This window comes from Angustibacter sp. McL0619 (assembly GCF_049994355.1).
In the GTDB taxonomy this organism is placed as follows: Bacteria; Actinomycetota; Actinomycetes; order Actinomycetales; family Angustibacteraceae; genus Angustibacter.
In genome coordinates, this window is the sequence record NZ_CP188257.1 from 3,561,375 (window position 1) to 3,577,556 (window position 16,182).

General features: G+C 68.1%; 16 protein-coding genes, 1 tRNA gene and 1 pseudogene. 10 read left to right on the top strand and 8 right to left on the bottom strand.

The window, feature by feature from the left end; translation table 11 throughout:
- Positions 1 to 105 precede the first annotated feature (105 nt).
- Positions 106 to 387: pseudogene (locus ACPPVT_RS16460) on the bottom strand (helicase); the annotation flags it as partial.
- Between the two features lie 331 nt (positions 388 to 718).
- Between ACPPVT_RS16460 and ACPPVT_RS16465 the strand changes: the two are divergent.
- Positions 719 to 922: a hypothetical protein gene (locus ACPPVT_RS16465; RefSeq protein WP_426562108.1), complete on the top strand. Its 204-nt coding sequence runs from the start codon at positions 719 to 721 to the stop codon at positions 920 to 922.
- A gap of 24 nt (positions 923 to 946) precedes the next feature.
- On the opposite strand, the gene ACPPVT_RS16470 is transcribed toward ACPPVT_RS16465, so the two are convergent.
- On the bottom strand, positions 947 to 1,567 hold the full coding sequence (locus tag ACPPVT_RS16470) for a TetR/AcrR family transcriptional regulator (RefSeq protein WP_426562110.1): 621 nt from the start codon (positions 1,565 to 1,567) through the stop codon (positions 947 to 949).
- A 94-nt stretch (positions 1,568 to 1,661) separates the two neighbouring features.
- On the opposite strand from ACPPVT_RS16470, the gene ACPPVT_RS16475 reads away from it, so the two are divergent.
- The 7 genes from ACPPVT_RS16475 to ACPPVT_RS16505 all read left to right on the top strand — a co-directional run bounded on the left by ACPPVT_RS16475 (position 1,662) and on the right by ACPPVT_RS16505 (position 7,294).
- Positions 1,662 to 2,714: a Gfo/Idh/MocA family protein gene (locus tag ACPPVT_RS16475; protein ID WP_426562112.1), complete on the top strand. Its 1,053-nt coding sequence runs from the start codon at positions 1,662 to 1,664 to the stop codon at positions 2,712 to 2,714.
- Positions 2,715 to 2,758: 44 nt separating this feature from the next.
- Positions 2,759 to 3,613, top strand: coding sequence for a hypothetical protein (locus tag ACPPVT_RS16480; protein WP_426562114.1), 855 nt, complete (start codon positions 2,759 to 2,761; stop codon positions 3,611 to 3,613).
- An 11-nt stretch (positions 3,614 to 3,624) separates the two neighbouring features.
- Positions 3,625 to 4,431 (top strand): sugar phosphate isomerase/epimerase family protein, encoded by an 807-nt coding sequence (locus tag ACPPVT_RS16485; protein WP_426562116.1) that lies wholly within the window; start codon positions 3,625 to 3,627, stop codon positions 4,429 to 4,431.
- Between the two features lie 10 nt (positions 4,432 to 4,441).
- The gene (locus tag ACPPVT_RS16490; protein WP_426562117.1) at positions 4,442 to 4,795 is read left to right on the top strand and encodes a cyclophilin-like fold protein; all 354 of its coding nucleotides are present in this window, start codon (positions 4,442 to 4,444) and stop codon (positions 4,793 to 4,795) included.
- A gap of 194 nt (positions 4,796 to 4,989) precedes the next feature.
- Positions 4,990 to 5,160: a hypothetical protein gene (locus ACPPVT_RS16495; protein WP_426562119.1), complete on the top strand. Its 171-nt coding sequence runs from the start codon at positions 4,990 to 4,992 to the stop codon at positions 5,158 to 5,160.
- Positions 5,161 to 5,235: 75 nt separating this feature from the next.
- Positions 5,236 to 6,024: an SDR family NAD(P)-dependent oxidoreductase gene (locus ACPPVT_RS16500; protein ID WP_426562121.1), complete on the top strand. Its 789-nt coding sequence runs from the start codon at positions 5,236 to 5,238 to the stop codon at positions 6,022 to 6,024.
- Positions 6,025 to 6,544: 520 nt separating this feature from the next.
- A complete protein-coding gene (locus ACPPVT_RS16505) occupies positions 6,545 to 7,294 on the top strand; it encodes a tyrosine-type recombinase/integrase (protein ID WP_426567184.1) in 750 nt (249 codons plus the stop codon).
- A 69-nt stretch (positions 7,295 to 7,363) separates the two neighbouring features.
- Here the strand turns inward: ACPPVT_RS16505 and ACPPVT_RS16510 are convergent, their stop codons facing one another.
- The 3 genes from ACPPVT_RS16510 to ACPPVT_RS16520 all read right to left on the bottom strand — a co-directional run bounded on the left by ACPPVT_RS16510 (position 7,364) and on the right by ACPPVT_RS16520 (position 9,574).
- Positions 7,364 to 8,680: a hypothetical protein gene (locus ACPPVT_RS16510; RefSeq protein ID WP_426562123.1), complete on the bottom strand. Its 1,317-nt coding sequence runs from the start codon at positions 8,678 to 8,680 to the stop codon at positions 7,364 to 7,366.
- Positions 8,677 to 9,291: a hypothetical protein gene (locus tag ACPPVT_RS16515; protein WP_426562125.1), complete on the bottom strand. Its 615-nt coding sequence runs from the start codon at positions 9,289 to 9,291 to the stop codon at positions 8,677 to 8,679. The genes ACPPVT_RS16510 and ACPPVT_RS16515 overlap by 4 nt, the downstream gene beginning before the upstream one ends.
- A 70-nt stretch (positions 9,292 to 9,361) precedes the next feature.
- Positions 9,362 to 9,574, bottom strand: a complete 213-nt coding sequence (locus ACPPVT_RS16520; RefSeq protein ID WP_426562127.1) for a hypothetical protein — start codon at positions 9,572 to 9,574, stop codon at positions 9,362 to 9,364.
- A gap of 47 nt (positions 9,575 to 9,621) precedes the next feature.
- Here ACPPVT_RS16520 and ACPPVT_RS16525 point away from each other — a divergent pair, with 47 nt between their 5' ends.
- Together ACPPVT_RS16525 and ACPPVT_RS16530 are read left to right on the top strand one after the other, a co-directional pair.
- Positions 9,622 to 10,851 carry an IS481 family transposase gene (locus tag ACPPVT_RS16525; protein ID WP_426562129.1) on the top strand — a complete coding sequence of 410 codons (1,230 nt, stop codon included), beginning with the start codon at positions 9,622 to 9,624 and terminating at the stop codon, positions 10,849 to 10,851.
- A gap of 170 nt (positions 10,852 to 11,021) precedes the next feature.
- Positions 11,022 to 12,251: an IS481 family transposase gene (locus ACPPVT_RS16530; RefSeq protein ID WP_426560424.1), complete on the top strand. Its 1,230-nt coding sequence runs from the start codon at positions 11,022 to 11,024 to the stop codon at positions 12,249 to 12,251.
- A 61-nt stretch (positions 12,252 to 12,312) separates the two neighbouring features.
- Here the strand turns inward: ACPPVT_RS16530 and ACPPVT_RS16535 are convergent.
- The 3 genes from ACPPVT_RS16535 to ACPPVT_RS16545 all read right to left on the bottom strand — a co-directional run bounded on the left by ACPPVT_RS16535 (position 12,313) and on the right by ACPPVT_RS16545 (position 16,084).
- A tRNA-Met gene (locus tag ACPPVT_RS16535) sits at positions 12,313 to 12,386 on the bottom strand.
- Positions 12,387 to 12,614: 228 nt separating this feature from the next.
- Positions 12,615 to 13,043: a VOC family protein gene (locus ACPPVT_RS16540; protein ID WP_426562131.1), complete on the bottom strand. Its 429-nt coding sequence runs from the start codon at positions 13,041 to 13,043 to the stop codon at positions 12,615 to 12,617.
- Positions 13,044 to 13,051: 8 nt separating this feature from the next.
- A complete protein-coding gene (locus tag ACPPVT_RS16545) occupies positions 13,052 to 16,084 on the bottom strand; it encodes a UPF0182 family protein (protein ID WP_426562133.1) in 3,033 nt (1,010 codons plus the stop codon).
- Between the last annotated feature and the right edge of the window lie 98 nt (positions 16,085 to 16,182).

A 16,182-nucleotide genomic window follows, 5' to 3' on the forward strand; every position in this document is an offset into this window, starting at 1 on the left:
TGCGGCGCAACGCGGCCCGCTGACGGGCTTGGTTGAAGATCCCGGCCAGTGCCAGGACCAGCAGGAGCAGCGACCAGGCCCAGCCGTTCTCGATGGTGCTGGTGAAAACTGCTTCAGCGCCAGGTCGCGCGTACGGAGCAGGTACTCGTAGTACTTGAGCATCAGCCGCTCCGACGGGGGCCCGTCCAGCGTGTAGTGCGAGGTACTGGCCTGGAGCAGGTTGTGAAATCTACTCAGGAGGCGGAACTTAGCCTTGGCCTTGGCCTTGGCCTCGTCCAGCTGGGCGAGGACGGTCTGGGAGAGGAACCCACGGTCCTCCTCCAGGCTGGCGATGCTCTGGCATGTCACGCCGTCGGCGCTGCGCACCGGCTGCTGCACCGACGACATTGTCTATCTACAGCTTCATCGCGCCGCTGCTGACCGAGCGGACCGGGCTTGCACAAGGGTGGATCCCGGTCGCCCTACTGGCCTTCGGCGCCGGCGCTTTGGTCGGCTCAGTCATCGGCGGCCGGCTAGGTGACAGCTACCCGTTTGCGACGCCGCTGACCACGGCCGCAATCACAGTGGTCGCCGCTGGTGGCTTGTGCTTCTTCTCGACCCTTCCGGTGCCGACCCTGCTGCTGTTCACCCTGCTCGGTCTGGTCGGTCTGTCAGCCAACCCGGTGCTGTCCATCTCGCCGTCCACTACGGCGGCGAGACACCAACTCTGGCCAGAGCGATGGCGACTTCGATGTTCAACTTCGGCACCGCGGTCGGCACCTCGATCACCGCTCTCGCGCTGGCCGGCAGCCTCGGTGCCCTCGCCCCCGTGGTGGTCGGCCTCGGGTTCGCTGTCGTGGTCTTCCTTCCACTCGTCACGCTCACCAGGATCGAGCGCCGGGCTCGGCCGGCGGTCAGCGCGCCGGCGGGCCTTCGAGTGTGACTGCCAAAGCTGGTCTGGCGGACCTCAGCTTCCACCCTGCCAACGCGCGATGGTGTGATCGATGTAGGCGCTCACCAGGCCAGCCAGGTCGGTCGACGGGTCCAGGAGCCACTGCAGCTCGAGGCCGTCGAGTACGGCGGTTATGAGACGCGCTTCCTGGTCGATCTCCACTGCGCTGAGGGAAGTCACCTCTCCGTCAGCCACGGCCTGCTCGAGGTGTGCGCGGAGGTTGGCGAGGCTGTCGGCGTAGCGCCGCTGGATGAACTCGCGCGCAGGATGGGTGGGGCTGGACGCATCGGCAGCACTCGTGATGAACAGCTCGAGAAGCCGCCGGTTCCGGATGTGGAACTCCATCAGTGCGGGGAAGGCACGGAAGTAGGCCAGGCCGGACCCGGTCAAACCGTGCTCGGTTGTGCGACGTCCCCACTCGTCCAGAACCTCGGCCAGTAGCCCCTCCTTGCTGCCGAAGTGCTGCAGCACGGTGGCGGGGGAGACACCAGCCCCGTCGGCGATGGTGCGGATGGATCCGCCGGCGTAGCCGAACTCGCCGAAGACCTCCATCGCGACGTCGATGATCTCCTTCCGCCGGCGGACCCCGTTGCGGTAGGGACCGCGGACGCCGGCGGTTGGGCTGGCAGTGGTCATGTGGTCTCCGGTCTCAGGGTATTGACGAAACCTTACCATTCGTTTATGGTTCTCAATATATACGAACGTTCGTTTATTTTCTAAGGAGCGACGGATGCCACGACCATTGGGTGTCGGGTTCCTGGGCGCCGGTCCGGTCACCCAGGCCATCCACCTTCCGACGTTGGCGCGGATCGGTGAGCTGTTCACCGTCAGCCACGTCACCGACATCAACCCCGACGTCGCGGCGTCGGTGGCGGCCAGAGTTGGAGCCCGACACTCCACGTCCATGGACGCGCTCCTCGAGGACCCCAGCGTGGAGGTCGTGGCGGTCTGCAGCCCGCACCAGTTCCACGCCGACCAGGTCATCGCGGCATGTCTGGCCAACAAGCGGGCGGTGCTGTGCGAGAAGCCGTTCGCGATGAGCGCCGAGGAGGCCTCCCGGATCGCGGACGTGTCCGCGGAGACCGGAGTGCCCATCTTGGTCGGCGCGATGCACACGTTCGACCCGGGCTGGCGGGCCGGCGCGGCAAGTTGGGGGGACCTGCCGGAAACTTGCCACACCATCCGTTCGTCGATCGTGCTGCCCCCGAACCCGCGGTTCGAGGATGTGGCCACCGAGGTCCTCGCGAGGCCGGGATGGCCGGCGGCCGACATGACGGACGTCGAGGTGCGAGCGGCCATGGTGCATGCCGGCGTGATGGGCTTGGCCATCCATGACCTGCCGCTGGTGCGCGCGCTGCTGCCGGGCTTCGACGACCTCCAGGTCCACGCAGCAGCCACCCTGGTCCCGTTCGGCTACCAGATCGTGGCTAGTTCGGGTGGACGACGTGTCGAGCTGCACGGTGCGGTCACCGAGACCTGGCAGCCCTCCTGGGTGTTCGAGGCGTACAGCGACGACGAGGTGCTGGAGACCGAGTTCACCCCGTCCTACGTCCAAGCCGGTTCAGCCACCACGACCCTGCGCACTGCCGGGGGGACGCGAAGCTTCGGGCCCGACACCTTCAACGGCTACGAAGGCGAGTGGCGCGAGATCGCCGCGATCGTCAACGAACAAGCCCCAGCCCCGGATCTGCCGGGACTGATCGAGGACCTCCGCTTCGCCCTGAAGTTGGCCGATCAGGCCGCCGACGTTGTCCGACACGCTGCCCGGGGGGCCGCCGCATGACCAGCCAACCCACCCCTGTGACAGTCGATCCGCTCCCCCAGCTGGTGCCCACCGAGTCAGGCACCGCAGACCTGGCGCGAGCCGTACTGGCCTCCTTGCCGCTGTCCTTCGCGGAGCGGAGCGGCACCTCCGCGTCGGCCCCCGGAGCTGTGGTGATCATCGACGGTGGGCCGGGCTGGCCGGAGCACGTCGCGGCCGCCGCACATCAGGGTGCGGCAGGTGTGGTGGTAGTCCAGCCGGAACCAACGGACTGCTCCCGCCTGCTCGCGACACTGGTCGACACCGCCGTCCCACTGGTCTTCGATTCGCCCTGGGTCGCCAACCCCGCCGTCAGCGACGCCGCTGGTCTGTTCGGACCAGCCGCCGTTCCCGGCAGCCGACTCGAGTGCCGCATCATCCTGCAACCGGGTCGTGACCTGGCTGCTGCCCTGCTGCACCAGCTGGCTCTGGTTCGACAGTTGGTCGGACCGGCCACCGAGGCACGACTGCTGACCTGGTCGGAACAGGGCTACGCGCTACAAGCCACGACCGGCGACTGCATGCTGGACCTGAGCGTGGTCACCACCCGCGCGGTACCCGAATCCGCCCTGGCCCGCCTGCTGACCAGCGACGGCAGCATCGAACTGTTCATCCCATCGCCCGACACAGCACGGCCGGCCAAGCTGACCACCGTTGGTCCCTCCGGGAGCCTGCTCGCCCCGACGGTGTACGAGTCGGGTCACCGCGCGAGCTGGCGCCGCCTGCACGCACTGATCACCTCCGGCGACTTCTCCGCCGGGGTTGACGAGCTGCAGGCCCTCCAAGACGACGCCGCAGAGGTCACCTCCGTGCTTTCCCAGCACGTCTCCCCAGCCGTCCGGACGGCAGCGGCCCCATCCCCGTCCCACTTCCAGAAATGAAGGACTCAGCCATGTCAACACCCAGCATCTCCGTGCAGCTCTACTCGATCCACGAGGCTCTCGATGCAGACCCCGACGGTTCCCTCGGCCGGCTGGCCGACATCGGCTTCCGCACGGTGGAGGCCTTCGACTTCGTTCGACGCGCTGACGCGCTCAAGGAGTCGTTCCAGCGACACGGCCTGTCGGCGCCCACCGCTCATGCCTTCCTGATCGAGGAGGAGGGCATCCCCACTCCCGACGGCCTGTGGGCGGTGCCGCCGGCCGAGGAGGTCTTCGCCGCGGCCACGACCCTTGGCGCCGACGTGGTGATCGACCCGTTCGTCCCGCCGAACCACTGGCAGAACCTGACCGACGTCCAACGCAACGCCGACCGGCTCAACGCCCGAGCCGTCCAGGCCGCCAAGCACGGACTGCGAGTCGGCTACCACAACCACGACCACGAGCTGGCCCTGCAGCTCGATGGCCGCCCTGCCTTCGACGTGTTCGTCGAGCTGCTCGACCCATCCGTGCTCCTGGAGATCGACCTCTACTGGGCCGCCGCCGCCGGCGCCGACCTCGTCGCGTTGGTGAAGCAACACAGCGACCGGCTACACGCCGTCCACGTCAAGGACGGCCCGCTCCGGCCCGGCATCAGTGCCCGTCAACTTCCCACCGACCAGCTTCCCGCCGGCCAAGGTGACGTCCCATTGTCCGCCGCACTCGCCGCCGCTCACGACCTCGCCTACGCCGTGGTCGAGTTCGACCACTACGAGGGAGACATCTTCGACGGCATCAGGCAGAGCTACCAGTTCCTCACCCGTCAGCACGCTGCAAGCTAGCGGAGACACCATGACCACCATCCGGATCACCGTCGCCGATCAGGTGCGCACGGCCCAGCTGGCAGACACCCCGACCGCGCGTGACCTTCTCGACCAGCTACCGCTAACCCTGTCCTTCCGCGACTACAACGGCGTCGAGAAGGTCGCGGCGCTGCCCCGACCGCTCAGCACCGACGAGGCCCCGGACGGCTCAGCTCCTGACGTCAACGACATCGCCTACTACGCCCCGAACGGCAACCTCGTCTTCTACTACGGCGACGTGGGCTTCTGGGACGGGATCGTTCACCTCGGCCAGTTCAACGACGACATCGCGTTCGTCCAGCCGCAACCAGACGGCTTCGACGTCACGATCGAACGCATGTAGCCGACCCGCACACACACTCGAAGGAGCCCACCATGCCACGCGCCCCACAGAGCACGATCGACCTGCTCAACGACTACTTCGACGCCATGGAGTCCAAGGACTACGAAGACTGGGCTCCTACTACGCCGACAACATCACTCTGACCTTCGCCAACGCCGCGACGGTGACCGGCCGCGACCCCCATGCTCTCCCGCATGGGCGACCCGCTCGGAAAGATCCGCTCACTCGCGCACAAGCTGACCAGCGTCTGGCAGGAAGCTGACGGCGTTGTCATCCTTGAGGTCGCCAGCATCTGGCACTTCTACGACGACTCCGTCATCGAGACCAACGCCTGCTCTGTCTTCACCATCGCCGACGGCAAGTGAGCGACCAGCGCATCTACGTCGACAACGCCCCCGTCGACAAGCTGCTGGGCTGACCAGCTGGCCGGAAGGAACACCATGGCCCGCATTCTCATCACAGGCTCGGCCCAAGGACTTGGCCGCGGCGCGGCGACGGCCCTGATCGACGACGGCCACCAGGTCGTCGTGCACGCTCGCGACCCTCGGCGGGAGGCCGCGCTGGCGGAACTGGTCCGCCGCGGCGCCACCGTCGTTGTCGGAGACCTCGCCAGCGAGCAGGAGACCCGGAACGTGGCCGCTCAGATCAATGATCTCGGTCGGATGGACGCGATCATCCACAACGCCGGGGTCTACGGCGACAGCCAACCGCACCCCACCCCCGAAGGTCACCCGAGGACACTTGCGGTCAACACTCTCGCGCCGTACCTGCTGACGGGTCTGATCCAGCGTCCAGACCGGCTGATTTACCTCACCAGCGACATGCACCGCAGCGGGGACGACAGCCTGCAAGACCTCGACTGGTCTACGCGCCCGTGGAACGGGACCCAGGCATACTGCGACAGCAAGCTGTTCGTCACCACCCTCGCACTCGCCATAGCCCGCCGCTGGCCTGGCATGATCAGCAACGCGGTAGACCCAGGATGGGTGCCCACACGCATGGGCGGATCAGGCGCCCCTGACAACCTCGAGCAGGGACACATGACCCAGGTCTGGCTCGCCGTCACGGACGCATCCGAAGCCGATCTCAACGGCAAGGTCTGGCACCACCACCAGCCAGTTCCAGCGGCCAGCGCCGCCCACAACCCCGACTTCCAGAACCGGCTCATCAACCGGCTCGCCGAACTCACCGGACTCCAGTTTTCCGATGCGCCCACCAAGACGTTCTAGGAACGATCCCAGCTACCAGTCGTACGCCTGCCGGGCCTCACCCGGGGCCCGGTCAAATGACGCCCAGCTGTTCGAGGACGTCAAGGTCCAATCGAACCTCGAAGGCGCCGACACCACCGGGTTCTGCAGTACCCAGGCCACCGCCACGTAGGCCGGTGCGGCACCGACGCCCCGGTACAGGGCTTCATACGCCTTCAGCTGTCAGCGGATGGCCTCGACGCGGTCCAACCTCGCTGCGTCCTTGGTCAGTCCGGTTGTCGCGGACTTCAAGTGCGCCGGCGAGCAGGCCGGCGTGCAGCCCCACAGCGCTGACCGCCAGGTTGTAAAGACTTTGCTCCGAGGGACATCCTCGAGGGCCGCGTGATCTGGGCAGCCCATGAGGCCTTGAAAGCGTTCCTCCGTGGTCCTTGACTTCGGATGTTGGTCCCCGGAGGAGCGGTACGCAATCCGTGCAGCAGACCCGAAAGCCGCAAGCCTGCCAGCAGGTCTGGCGCCCAAGACGGTTCGGAACGTGCACGTGATGCTTCGGCGAGCGTGTCGCGACGCCGTTAAGTGGGGCTACCTTCCGCGCAACCCCGCCGAAGATGCTGAGCCGCCGGCGGCCCAGACAACGAAGCGCCGCGTCTGGACCCCGGAGCAGCTGCGCACATTCGTGGAGCAGGCGCAGGACGACCGATTCCATGCCCTCTGGCTCCTCGCCGTCACTACGGGCCTACGGCGCGGCGAGCTGGCCGGCCTACGGGAGGTGGATGTCGACTTGCGCGCAGCTCGGGTCACCGCGACGGTTCCCCGCGTTGTTGTGGATGGCTACGCGCAGCCGTCTGAACCCAAGACCAGCAGGGGCTATCGCAGCCTCTCCCTCGACCCTCTCACCGTCGAGGCTCTACGTGTGCACCTCAGGCGGTGGCGGGAGGAACGGCGCGCGGTCGGCCACACGTCGGAGCTGCTGTTCTGCTGGCCGGACGGAGAGCCGGTGCATCCACAGACGATCACCGATCGGTTCTTCCGGCTCTCCCGGTCAGCGGGACTTCCTGTCATCCGGCTGCACGACGTCCGACACAGCTATGCGACGGCGGCGCTCAAGACCGGGGTCCACCCGAAGATCGTGAGTGAGCGGTTGGGGCACGCATCGGTGGCGTTCACCTTGCAGGTGTACAGCCATGTGCTGACGGGCATGGACGAACTGGCCGCAGCGCAGGTGGCTGACCACATCTTCGGTGCGCCGCTGCTGGCTCCCGAGGCATCGCCCTTGATCGATGGCGACACCTGAACGCGTCCGTCACATGAAAGCGTGACAGCTCGAGCGCTGCGGTTGAGTCGGGCGCGCTCATCCCGAACGCTACGGGTTCCTGTCAAGCTCGATGAGCGCGTCAGCGACGGAGCCGCATGACGGCAGCCGCCTGTGCCACTCGTCCTCCCTGGCCTGCAGTTCCGCGTGTTCTTGCGCGACTCCCCTGCCGTCCATCGCTCCCCACAGGGCCAGTGCCAGCGTGCTGCGAGCCAACTGGTTTGCGAAGGGCGCCACCGAGCGGGCGACGTCCAGATTCAGAGGTCCGCCATGGCTCATGGAGTTGCGGCAGCGGGCCAGCCTCTCGACGTCCGCCTTGAACTCGGCCACCAGCTCGCCGACCCACGCGGTGAGGTCGGCCACGGTGGCCGTGCGGCGGGCTACCTCGCGAACCCGGCGCGCCCGGGCGTGGTGGAACGACAGATCGCGGGCCAGCCCGGGCAGCCAAGCCAGGGCCAAGTCGTCGCGCGGTCGGAACAGGGGCCGACCTCTGTGGTCTGACGAATACTCGCGCAGCTTGTCCCGTGGCAGCTGCACATGCTGGCGCAGGTCGAAGTCTGTGACGGCCTGCTCGACCGCGTTGAAGATCTCAGCCAGGACGTGCATGCGCGCCCAGTAGACCGCGTAGCAGTCGACCAGGTGCTTCTGCCAAGGCTTGGCGCCGCACCTAGCCGCCATCGACTCGATGGACCGCACGTCCGGCAGGATCCCGGCCGGGTCGTTGTTAGCTCGGCTGGACTGCACGATCGCCGAGGCCGCGATCAGGTCGCCGAGGTGAGGGTCTGTGGCTGGCAGGTGGCTGTCTACCCGGTCCGCCAGGTCCTCGAGCGCCTCCCCGGTGTGGTCGGATCGCACAAGTGGCTCCCGCCGAGGTCCGAACGGGTGGCTCTGTGCGTGCAGCTCGCCGTCCACGACGACCTTGTAGCTGCCGAAGGCTTCCCAGGAAGTTCCCCCGGCCTCGAAGCCGGCCAGCTGGACCAGCGCGTCGGCTTGCTCGCGCGCGGACCTGACCGGGTCGGCGAAGACACCGTTGCCCAGGTCGACGCGCACGGCGACCCACTCCCGCAACTCCTTTGGCCAGTCCAGGTCGCGTGCGTTCGGGTCGGCCAGCCGCGTGCCAGGGCGCAGCTCCGGGGGCAGACTGCGGACTGCGCGCTCGTCGGCGTCCTCCGAGCTCGCCTGCGCCATCAGGTCCATCAGCTCGGAGCCGTCGTAGAAGGTGACCGGCCCGAGCTCGACCTTCCAGAAGCACCGCGCCTTGTCGTAGCCCAGCCAGACCACATGGTGAGCCGCAGTAGGGGTTCGCCGAAGCCACCGTCGACACAGGTCCAGGCGCTCTGCCCAGGCCAGCCCGGCGTCGGCGTTCACCGACTCCGGGGAGTCCTCGAGGGGTGTTCCGTCGAGCTGATGGCGCGCGAGGCTCGGTCGAGCAGATCGTCGTCGACCACCCCCGCGATGATCGAGCACTCGCCGCTCATGGATCGGCCGGCCCGGCGCACGGCACACGAGAGCGCGTCCACCAGCGCCAGCAGCTGCGCTGGGCTGGAGTCCGCCGCGGTCACGGCATCGGTGAGGTCGTCGAAGGCAGCAACCATGGCATCGGTCTCTCCAAGCTCGCCGCGGCCGTCGAAGAGCAGCGCCACGACCTTGGCTCGGCGTGCGATGTCGGCGCCGAGCCCACCGATGGATAGCTCGCCAGCCAGAGCCGTCAGCGCTGGAGTGCCTTCCGCCAACCGCGGCCCGCGGGATGCCAGCAGGCGAAGGATGTCCGCGGTGACCGAAAGCCACCCCGACTCGTGACGCCGGTGGTACGGCCTCGAGTCCTGGACCCAAGCCTCCATCTCGACAAGCAGTGCCGCAAGGTCGAGGCGCTGGGGGTCGCCACGGCGCAGACCGGCCCAGTGGGCCTCCCCGAGCAGGCCACCCAACTCCTGGCCCGGTTCTGGCGGCCACCGCCGCGGAGAGCCGAACGACCTCACGCGTTCACGACTCCTTCCAGGTGCGACTCATCGACCTAACCCAGGTTCACCGTTGCGCGGAAAGGCGGTGCTACGTCACCTTGCGCACCACGGGATCGGGTCCGGTGGTCGCGGGGCTTACGTTGACCGGCGTCGGCGGGTACCAGCGCAGCTCATAGAACCAGTCGACGCCCTGCTGCCCAGCCCTGTCGCCGACGATGACGCCCGCCTCGTCCCGCACCGCGACGCGCACCCGATGCCAGTGCGCCTTGCGGATGTGCGGTGGCAGCCGCCAGCCGCCCACGCCGGACAGACGTTCGGCGACAGCCTCTCGGGGCTCGATGCTCGTTCATGCCGCAGCCCAGCTCGAAGGCCCGCCTGGTCATCACGGCCCTCTTCGTCGACCACCAGACACCCGCCGAGGTCGCCGCCCGCTACGGCGTGCACCGCGCCTGGGTCTACAAGCTCAAGGCCCGCTTCGAGGCCGAGGGCGAGACGGCGCTGGAGCCCCGCTCCCGCCGCCCCAGGACCTCCCCGGCCGCCCTATCGGCCGTGGTGGTCGACCTCATCGTGCGCGTCCGTATGGAACTGACCGACGCGGGACTGGACGCCGGGCCGGAGACCATCGCCTGGCATCTCCAGCACCACCACGGACACCAGGTCTCGCGATCGACCATCAGCCGTCACCTCACCGCGGCCGGGCTGGTCACCCCCGAACCCAAGAAGCGGCCGAAGTCGTCCTACGTCCGGTTCCAGGCATCCATGCCGAACGAGACCTGGCAGTCCGACTTCACCCACTACCGGCTCACCCGCCCCGACGGGCGGCCGGGCGTCGACGTGGAAATCATCAGCTGGCTCGACGACTGCACCCGCTACGCCCTGCACGTGTCTGCACATCCGCGGATCACCACCCCGATCGTGGTCACGACCTTCCGCGGAGCCCTTGCCCGGCACGGGATTCCCGCCTCCACGCTCACCGACAACGGGATGGTCTACACCGTCAGACTGGCCGGCCACGGTCGCCGGGGAGGCAAGAACTCCTTCGAGGCCGAGCTATCCCGCCGCCACATCGTGCAGAAGAACTCCCGACCGGGTCACCCCACCACCTGTGGGAAGGCGGAGAGGTTCCAGCAGACGATGAAGAAGTGGCTGCGTGCCCAGCCGGTTCAGCCGAGCACGATCGTCGAGCTCCAGGCACACTTGGACCTCTTCGTCGACGAGTACAACCACCGGCGACCGCACCGCTCGCTGCCCCATCGGGCGACGCCAGCGACGCTCTACGACTCGATGCCCAAGGCACTGCCGGGCCCGGCCACCGACCCCGAGACCCACGAACGGATCCGCCACGACCGCGTCGACAAAGCCGGCTCGGTGACGCTGCGGCACAACAGCCGCCTGCACCACCTCGGCATCGGCCGAACCCACGCCGGAACCTACGTCATCCTGCTCGTCCAGGACCTCCAGATCAGGGTCGTCAACGCCGCCACCGGAGAACTGCTTCGCGAGCTGATCCTCGACCCCAACCGCGACTACCAGCCCACCGAAACACCCAAAGGCCCTGCCCGACGACCCCCGAAATGAACGACACCCGGACCTGCATTCGCAGGTCCGGGTGTCGCCGATGTCCTGAGACATCACACTGTAGCGGGGGCAGTGTGCTGGGTCAGGACATCGGCGACAGATGTCTCAAGACATAGGCGACACCTGTCTCGGGTCATCGGCGACAGCCTCTCGGGGCTCGATGCTCGTTCATGCCGCAGCCCAGCTCGAAGGCCCGCCTGGTCATCACGGCCCTCTTCGTCGACCACCAGACACCCGCCGAGGTCGCCGCCCGCTACGGCGTGCACCGCGCCTGGGTCTACAAGCTCAAGGCCCGCTTCGAGGCCGAGGGCGAGACGGCGCTGGAGCCCCGCTCCCGCCGCCCCAGGACCTCCCCGGCCGCCCTATCGGCCGTGGTGGTCGACCTCATCGTGCGCGTCCGTAAGGAACTGACCGACGCGGGACTGGACGCCGGGCCGGAGACCATCGCCTGGCATCTCCAGCACCACCACGGACACCAGGTCTCGCGATCGACCATCAGCCGTCACCTCACCGCGGCCGGGCTGGTCACCCCCGAACCCAAGAAGCGGCCGAAGTCGTCCTACGTCCGGTTCCAGGCATCCATGCCGAACGAGACCTGGCAGTCCGACTTCACCCACTACCGGCTCACCCGCCCCGACGGGCGGCCGGGCGTCGACGTGGAAATCATCAGCTGGCTCGACGACTGCACCCGCTACGCCCTGCACGTGTCTGCACATCCGCGGATCACCACCCCGATCGTGGTCACGACCTTCCGCGGAGCCCTTGCCCGGCACGGGATTCCCGCCTCCACGCTCACCGACAACGGGATGGTCTACACCGTCAGACTGGCCGGCCACGGTCGCCGGGGAGGCAAGAACTCCTTCGAGGCCGAGCTATCCCGCCGCCACATCGTGCAGAAGAACTCCCGACCGGGTCACCCCACCACCTGTGGGAAGGCGGAGCGGTTCCAGCAGACGATGAAGAAGTGGCTGCGTGCCCAGCCGGTTCAGCCGAGCACGATCGTCGAGCTCCAGGCACACTTGGACCTCTTCGTCGACGAGTACAACCACCGGCGACCGCACCGCTCGCTGCCCCATCGGGCGACGCCAGCGACGCTCTACGACTCGATGCCCAAGGCACTGCCGGGCCCGGCCACCGACCCCGAGACCCACGAACGGATCCGCCACGACCGCGTCGACAAAGCCGGCTCGGTGACGCTGCGGCACAACAGCCGCCTGCACCACCTCGGCATCGGCCGAACCCACGCCGGAACCTACGTCATCCTGCTCGTCCAGGACCTCCAGATCAGGGTCGTCAACGCCGCCACCGGAGAACTGCTTCGCGAGCTGATCCTCGACCCCAACCGCGACTACCAGCCCACCGAAACACCCAAAGGCCCTGCCCGACGACCCCCGAAATGAACGACACCCGGACCTGCATTCGCAGGTCCGGGTGTCGCCGATGTCCTGAGACATCACACTGTAGCGGGGGCAGGATTTGAACCTGCGACCTCTGGGTTATGAGCCCAGCGAGCTACCGAGCTGCTCCACCCCGCGCCGATCCGGCCTTGCGACCGAACTTCGTCAACCTTACGTCAGACCGGCCACCGAACCAAATCGGTACCCGGCCACCCGGCGTCTGCCCCCGTTGAGCATTGCGCCACCGACCCGTGTCGCCCTCAGAGCGACGTGCTTCTCGAGGCCTAGTGCCACTTGTCCAGGGTCCTACGCCTGCATAACCAGCACTGCGCCTACTTAACGTGATCAACATCGCGGCAGCCGACCTCACGCCAGGGAGACGGTGCCGTCAGCGGCCACGGACCACGAGGGGTTGTGCGCGATCTCCCAGACCACCCCGTTCGGGTCGCGCACGTGGGCGTTGTAGATCCCGCCGAACGCGCTCTCGCTCGGCGCCCGCAGCACCACCCCACCGACCGACTCCAGCAACGCCACCGTCGAGTCGACGTCCGCCCGCGAGCCGAGGTTGTGCGACAAAGTCACGCCACTCACCGCCGGCGGCGGCCCTCCCCCGGCATCGGCCGCGAACTTGCCGGCCTCGAAGAACCCGAGCACCTGCCCCGGCGCGACCTGGAAGAACACGATCTCGTCAGGGACGTCCAACAGCGGCGTCCAGCCGAGCCCGGACACGTAGAACGCACGTGCCGCGTCCAGGTCCGCCGTGGCGAACGTCAGGAAGCTGACCTGTGGTTCCACGCGTGCCCTCAGGGAGTTGCCGAAGCCGAGGGTGACGCGGTGGCCGACGGGCTCGCCGTGGCCGACGGGCTCGCCGTGGCCGACGGGGCCGGCGTCTGCAGCTGGTTCTCTGCATCCACAGCCCGCTGCAGCGCGTTGTCCAGCTCCTTCTGCGCCTCGCCGTACGCCGCGAAGTCACCCTTGGCCAAGGCAGCCTGCCCGGTCTGGATCGCCCGCTGCGCCGCCGCAAGCGCCGCCTTGAGCTCCTGGTTGGCAGTCAGCTGCTGACCCGAGCCACCGGTCCCACCGGTTCCACCGGTCCCACCCGTGCCACCAGCACCGGCGTCCCCGGCGGTCGCACCGGAGTTCCCGCCGAAGACCTGGTCCAGCGCGCCGTCCAAGGTGTCGTCGAAGCCGATCTTGTCGCCAAAGCCGACCAGCACCTTCTGCAGCAGCGGGTAGGACGTCGTGCCGGTGCTGCGCACGTAGACCGGCTGCACGTACAGCAGACCGCCACCGACCGGGAGCGTGAGCAGGTTGCCGCTCTCCACCTTGGTCGAGCCGCTCTGCCGCAGCAGGGTGAGCTGGCTCGTGTACGGCGGATAGGCGTTGAAGTTGTTCTGCACCTGGCCCGGCCCGGAGACCACCGTGTCCTTCGGCAGCTGCAGCACCCGCAGCTTGCCGTAGCCCTCGCGCTTCTGTCCGGCCACGTCACCGGCGTTCGCGTCGACGGCGGCGAAGGCCGTCAGCACGTTCCGGGTGCCGGCACCGCTGGGGATGAACGTCGACGTCAGCGAGAACGACGCGCCCTTCTGGTCCGGCATCTGCAGGGTCAGGTAGTACGGCGGCTGGTCCACCGCGCCGGCGTGCGTCGGGTCGTCCGGCACGCCCCAGAAGTCGCTGCCGCCGTAGAAGGCGCTCGGGTCGCTGACGTGGTACTTCGCCAGGATCTGGCGCTGCACCTTGAACAGGTCCTCGGGGTAGCGCAGGTGCGCCATCAGCTGGGCGGAGATCTGCGACAGCGGCCGCACCGTACCCGGGTAGACCTTCATCCAGGTCTTCAGCACCGGGTCGGTCGGGTCCCACGCGTACAGCCGCACGGTGCCGTCGTAGGCGTCCACCGTCGCCTTCACCGAGTTGCGCAGGTAGTTGACCTTGTTGTTCGCCAACGCCTGCACGCTCTGGGTCTGCGCCGTCAGCGAGTCCGCGGTGGCGTCCCCGAGCTGCGAGCGCTGAGCGTTCGGGTAGCGGTCGGACGTCGTGTAACCGTCCAGGATCCACTGCACCCGGCCGTCCACCACGGCGGGGTACGGGTCACCGTCCACGGTCAGCCACGGCGCGACCCTCTCGACCCGGTCGCGGGGCTTGCGGTCGAACAGGATCCTCGAGTCCTTGTTCACCCGGTCCGAGACCAGGATGTTGTACTCCTGGTTGGCGATCGCGAACGCGACCTGACGCGGGAACGACCCGATCGAGACCCCGCCCTTGCCGGTGTAGGTGTTGTTCTTCTGCCCGGTCGCGCTGGCGTCCGGGTAGTCCAGCTCCACCGGCGCCGTGCCCTTGGGCGCACCGACGATCGAGTAGGACGGCGACTGCTCGCCGAAGTAGATCCGGGGTTCGTAGGTGCCGAGCTCGCCGGTGGGCGGGATGTCACCCTCGGAGAAGACCGGCTTGCCGTCGGTCTCGCGCTTGTTGCCGAACGCGGACACCACGCCGAAGCCGTGCGTGTACGTCGTGTGGTCGTTGACCCAGTTACGCTGCGCGGTCGCCAGGCCGGCCAGCTCCAGCTCGCGCACCGCGAGCACGGTGTCCTGGGACTTGCCGCCGATCACGTAGCGGTCGACGTCGAGGCTGTCCGGGAACGCGTAGTACTGGCGCACCTGCTCCAGCTGGCGGAACGCGTCCGAGACCAGCGCAGGGTCGAGCAGCCGGATGCCCGGCACCGTCTCGGCGTCGTTGCGCAGCTGACCCGTCGTGACACTGGTCTTGGCGTCGTACTCCTGCACGTCGACGTCGTTCAACCCGTAGGCCGCTCGGGTAGCTGCGATGTTGCGCTCGATGTAGGGCCGTTCGCGGGTCGATTCGCTCGGCTTGACCTGGAACCGTTGCACCGCAGCGGGATAGATGCCACCGACCACGATCGCGCAGATGATCAGCAGGCCCACCCCGAGCCCGGGCAGCCGCCACGACCGCATCCAGATCGCGGCGATCACCACGAGCCCGACCACGATGGAGGCTATGGCCAGGAACATCTTGGCCGGCAGTACCGCGTTGACGTCGGTGTACGTCATACCGGTGAAGTCGCGGGCCAGCGAGTGGCTGGCGGTGGTCAGGCCGTAGCGGTCCAGCCAGTAGCCGGCGCCGCGCAGCAGCAGGAACAGGCCGACCAGCACCGACAGGTGCACCCGGGCGGCCGTCGTCGTGCGCTGCTCCCCGCCCTGCAGCCGCAGGCCTCCGTACAGGTAGTGCACGACGAACGCCGCGATCGCGGACAGCACCACCGCAGCGGTCAGCACGCTCAGCACCAGCCGCAGGAAGGGCAGCGTGAACACGAAGAAGCCGACGTCGAGGCCGAACTGCGGGTCCTTGATGCCGAACGGCGTGCGGTGCCGCCACATCAGGTAGACCTGCCAGCGTCCGGACGTCGCGGCGCCGGCCACCAGGCCGACGGCCAGCGGCAGCACGATCGTGGCCAGCTTGCGCAGCGGCTCGACCTGCTCGCGGTAGCGGTCCAGGCTCGCCTGCTCCGGCGAGACCGGTGCGTAGACCGGCCTGGTCCGGTAGGCCACCGACAGCGAGATCGCCACCGCTCCGCCGACCAGGACCGCCCCGATGAAGAACAGCAGCACCCGTGCCCACAGCGTGGTGGTGAAGACCTTGGTGAAGCCGACGGACTGGAACCACAGCACGTCCACCCACAACCGCGAGGCGAACACCACGAGCAGCACGAGCCCGACGACCACCAGGATGGTCGGCAGCAGCGGGCCGCGCCGTCGCGGCGTGACCACCGGCCGGTCGCCGTTGCGACGACCCGAACCACCCCACGGTGGGTTGACGCTCACGTTTGCTCCTCTGCTGACTGCGTGCAGGCACGACCAGGCGCCTCGTCCGGACAACTTACCGGCGCTTCCTGTGGTTCCCGTTGGATGGTCACGGTCTG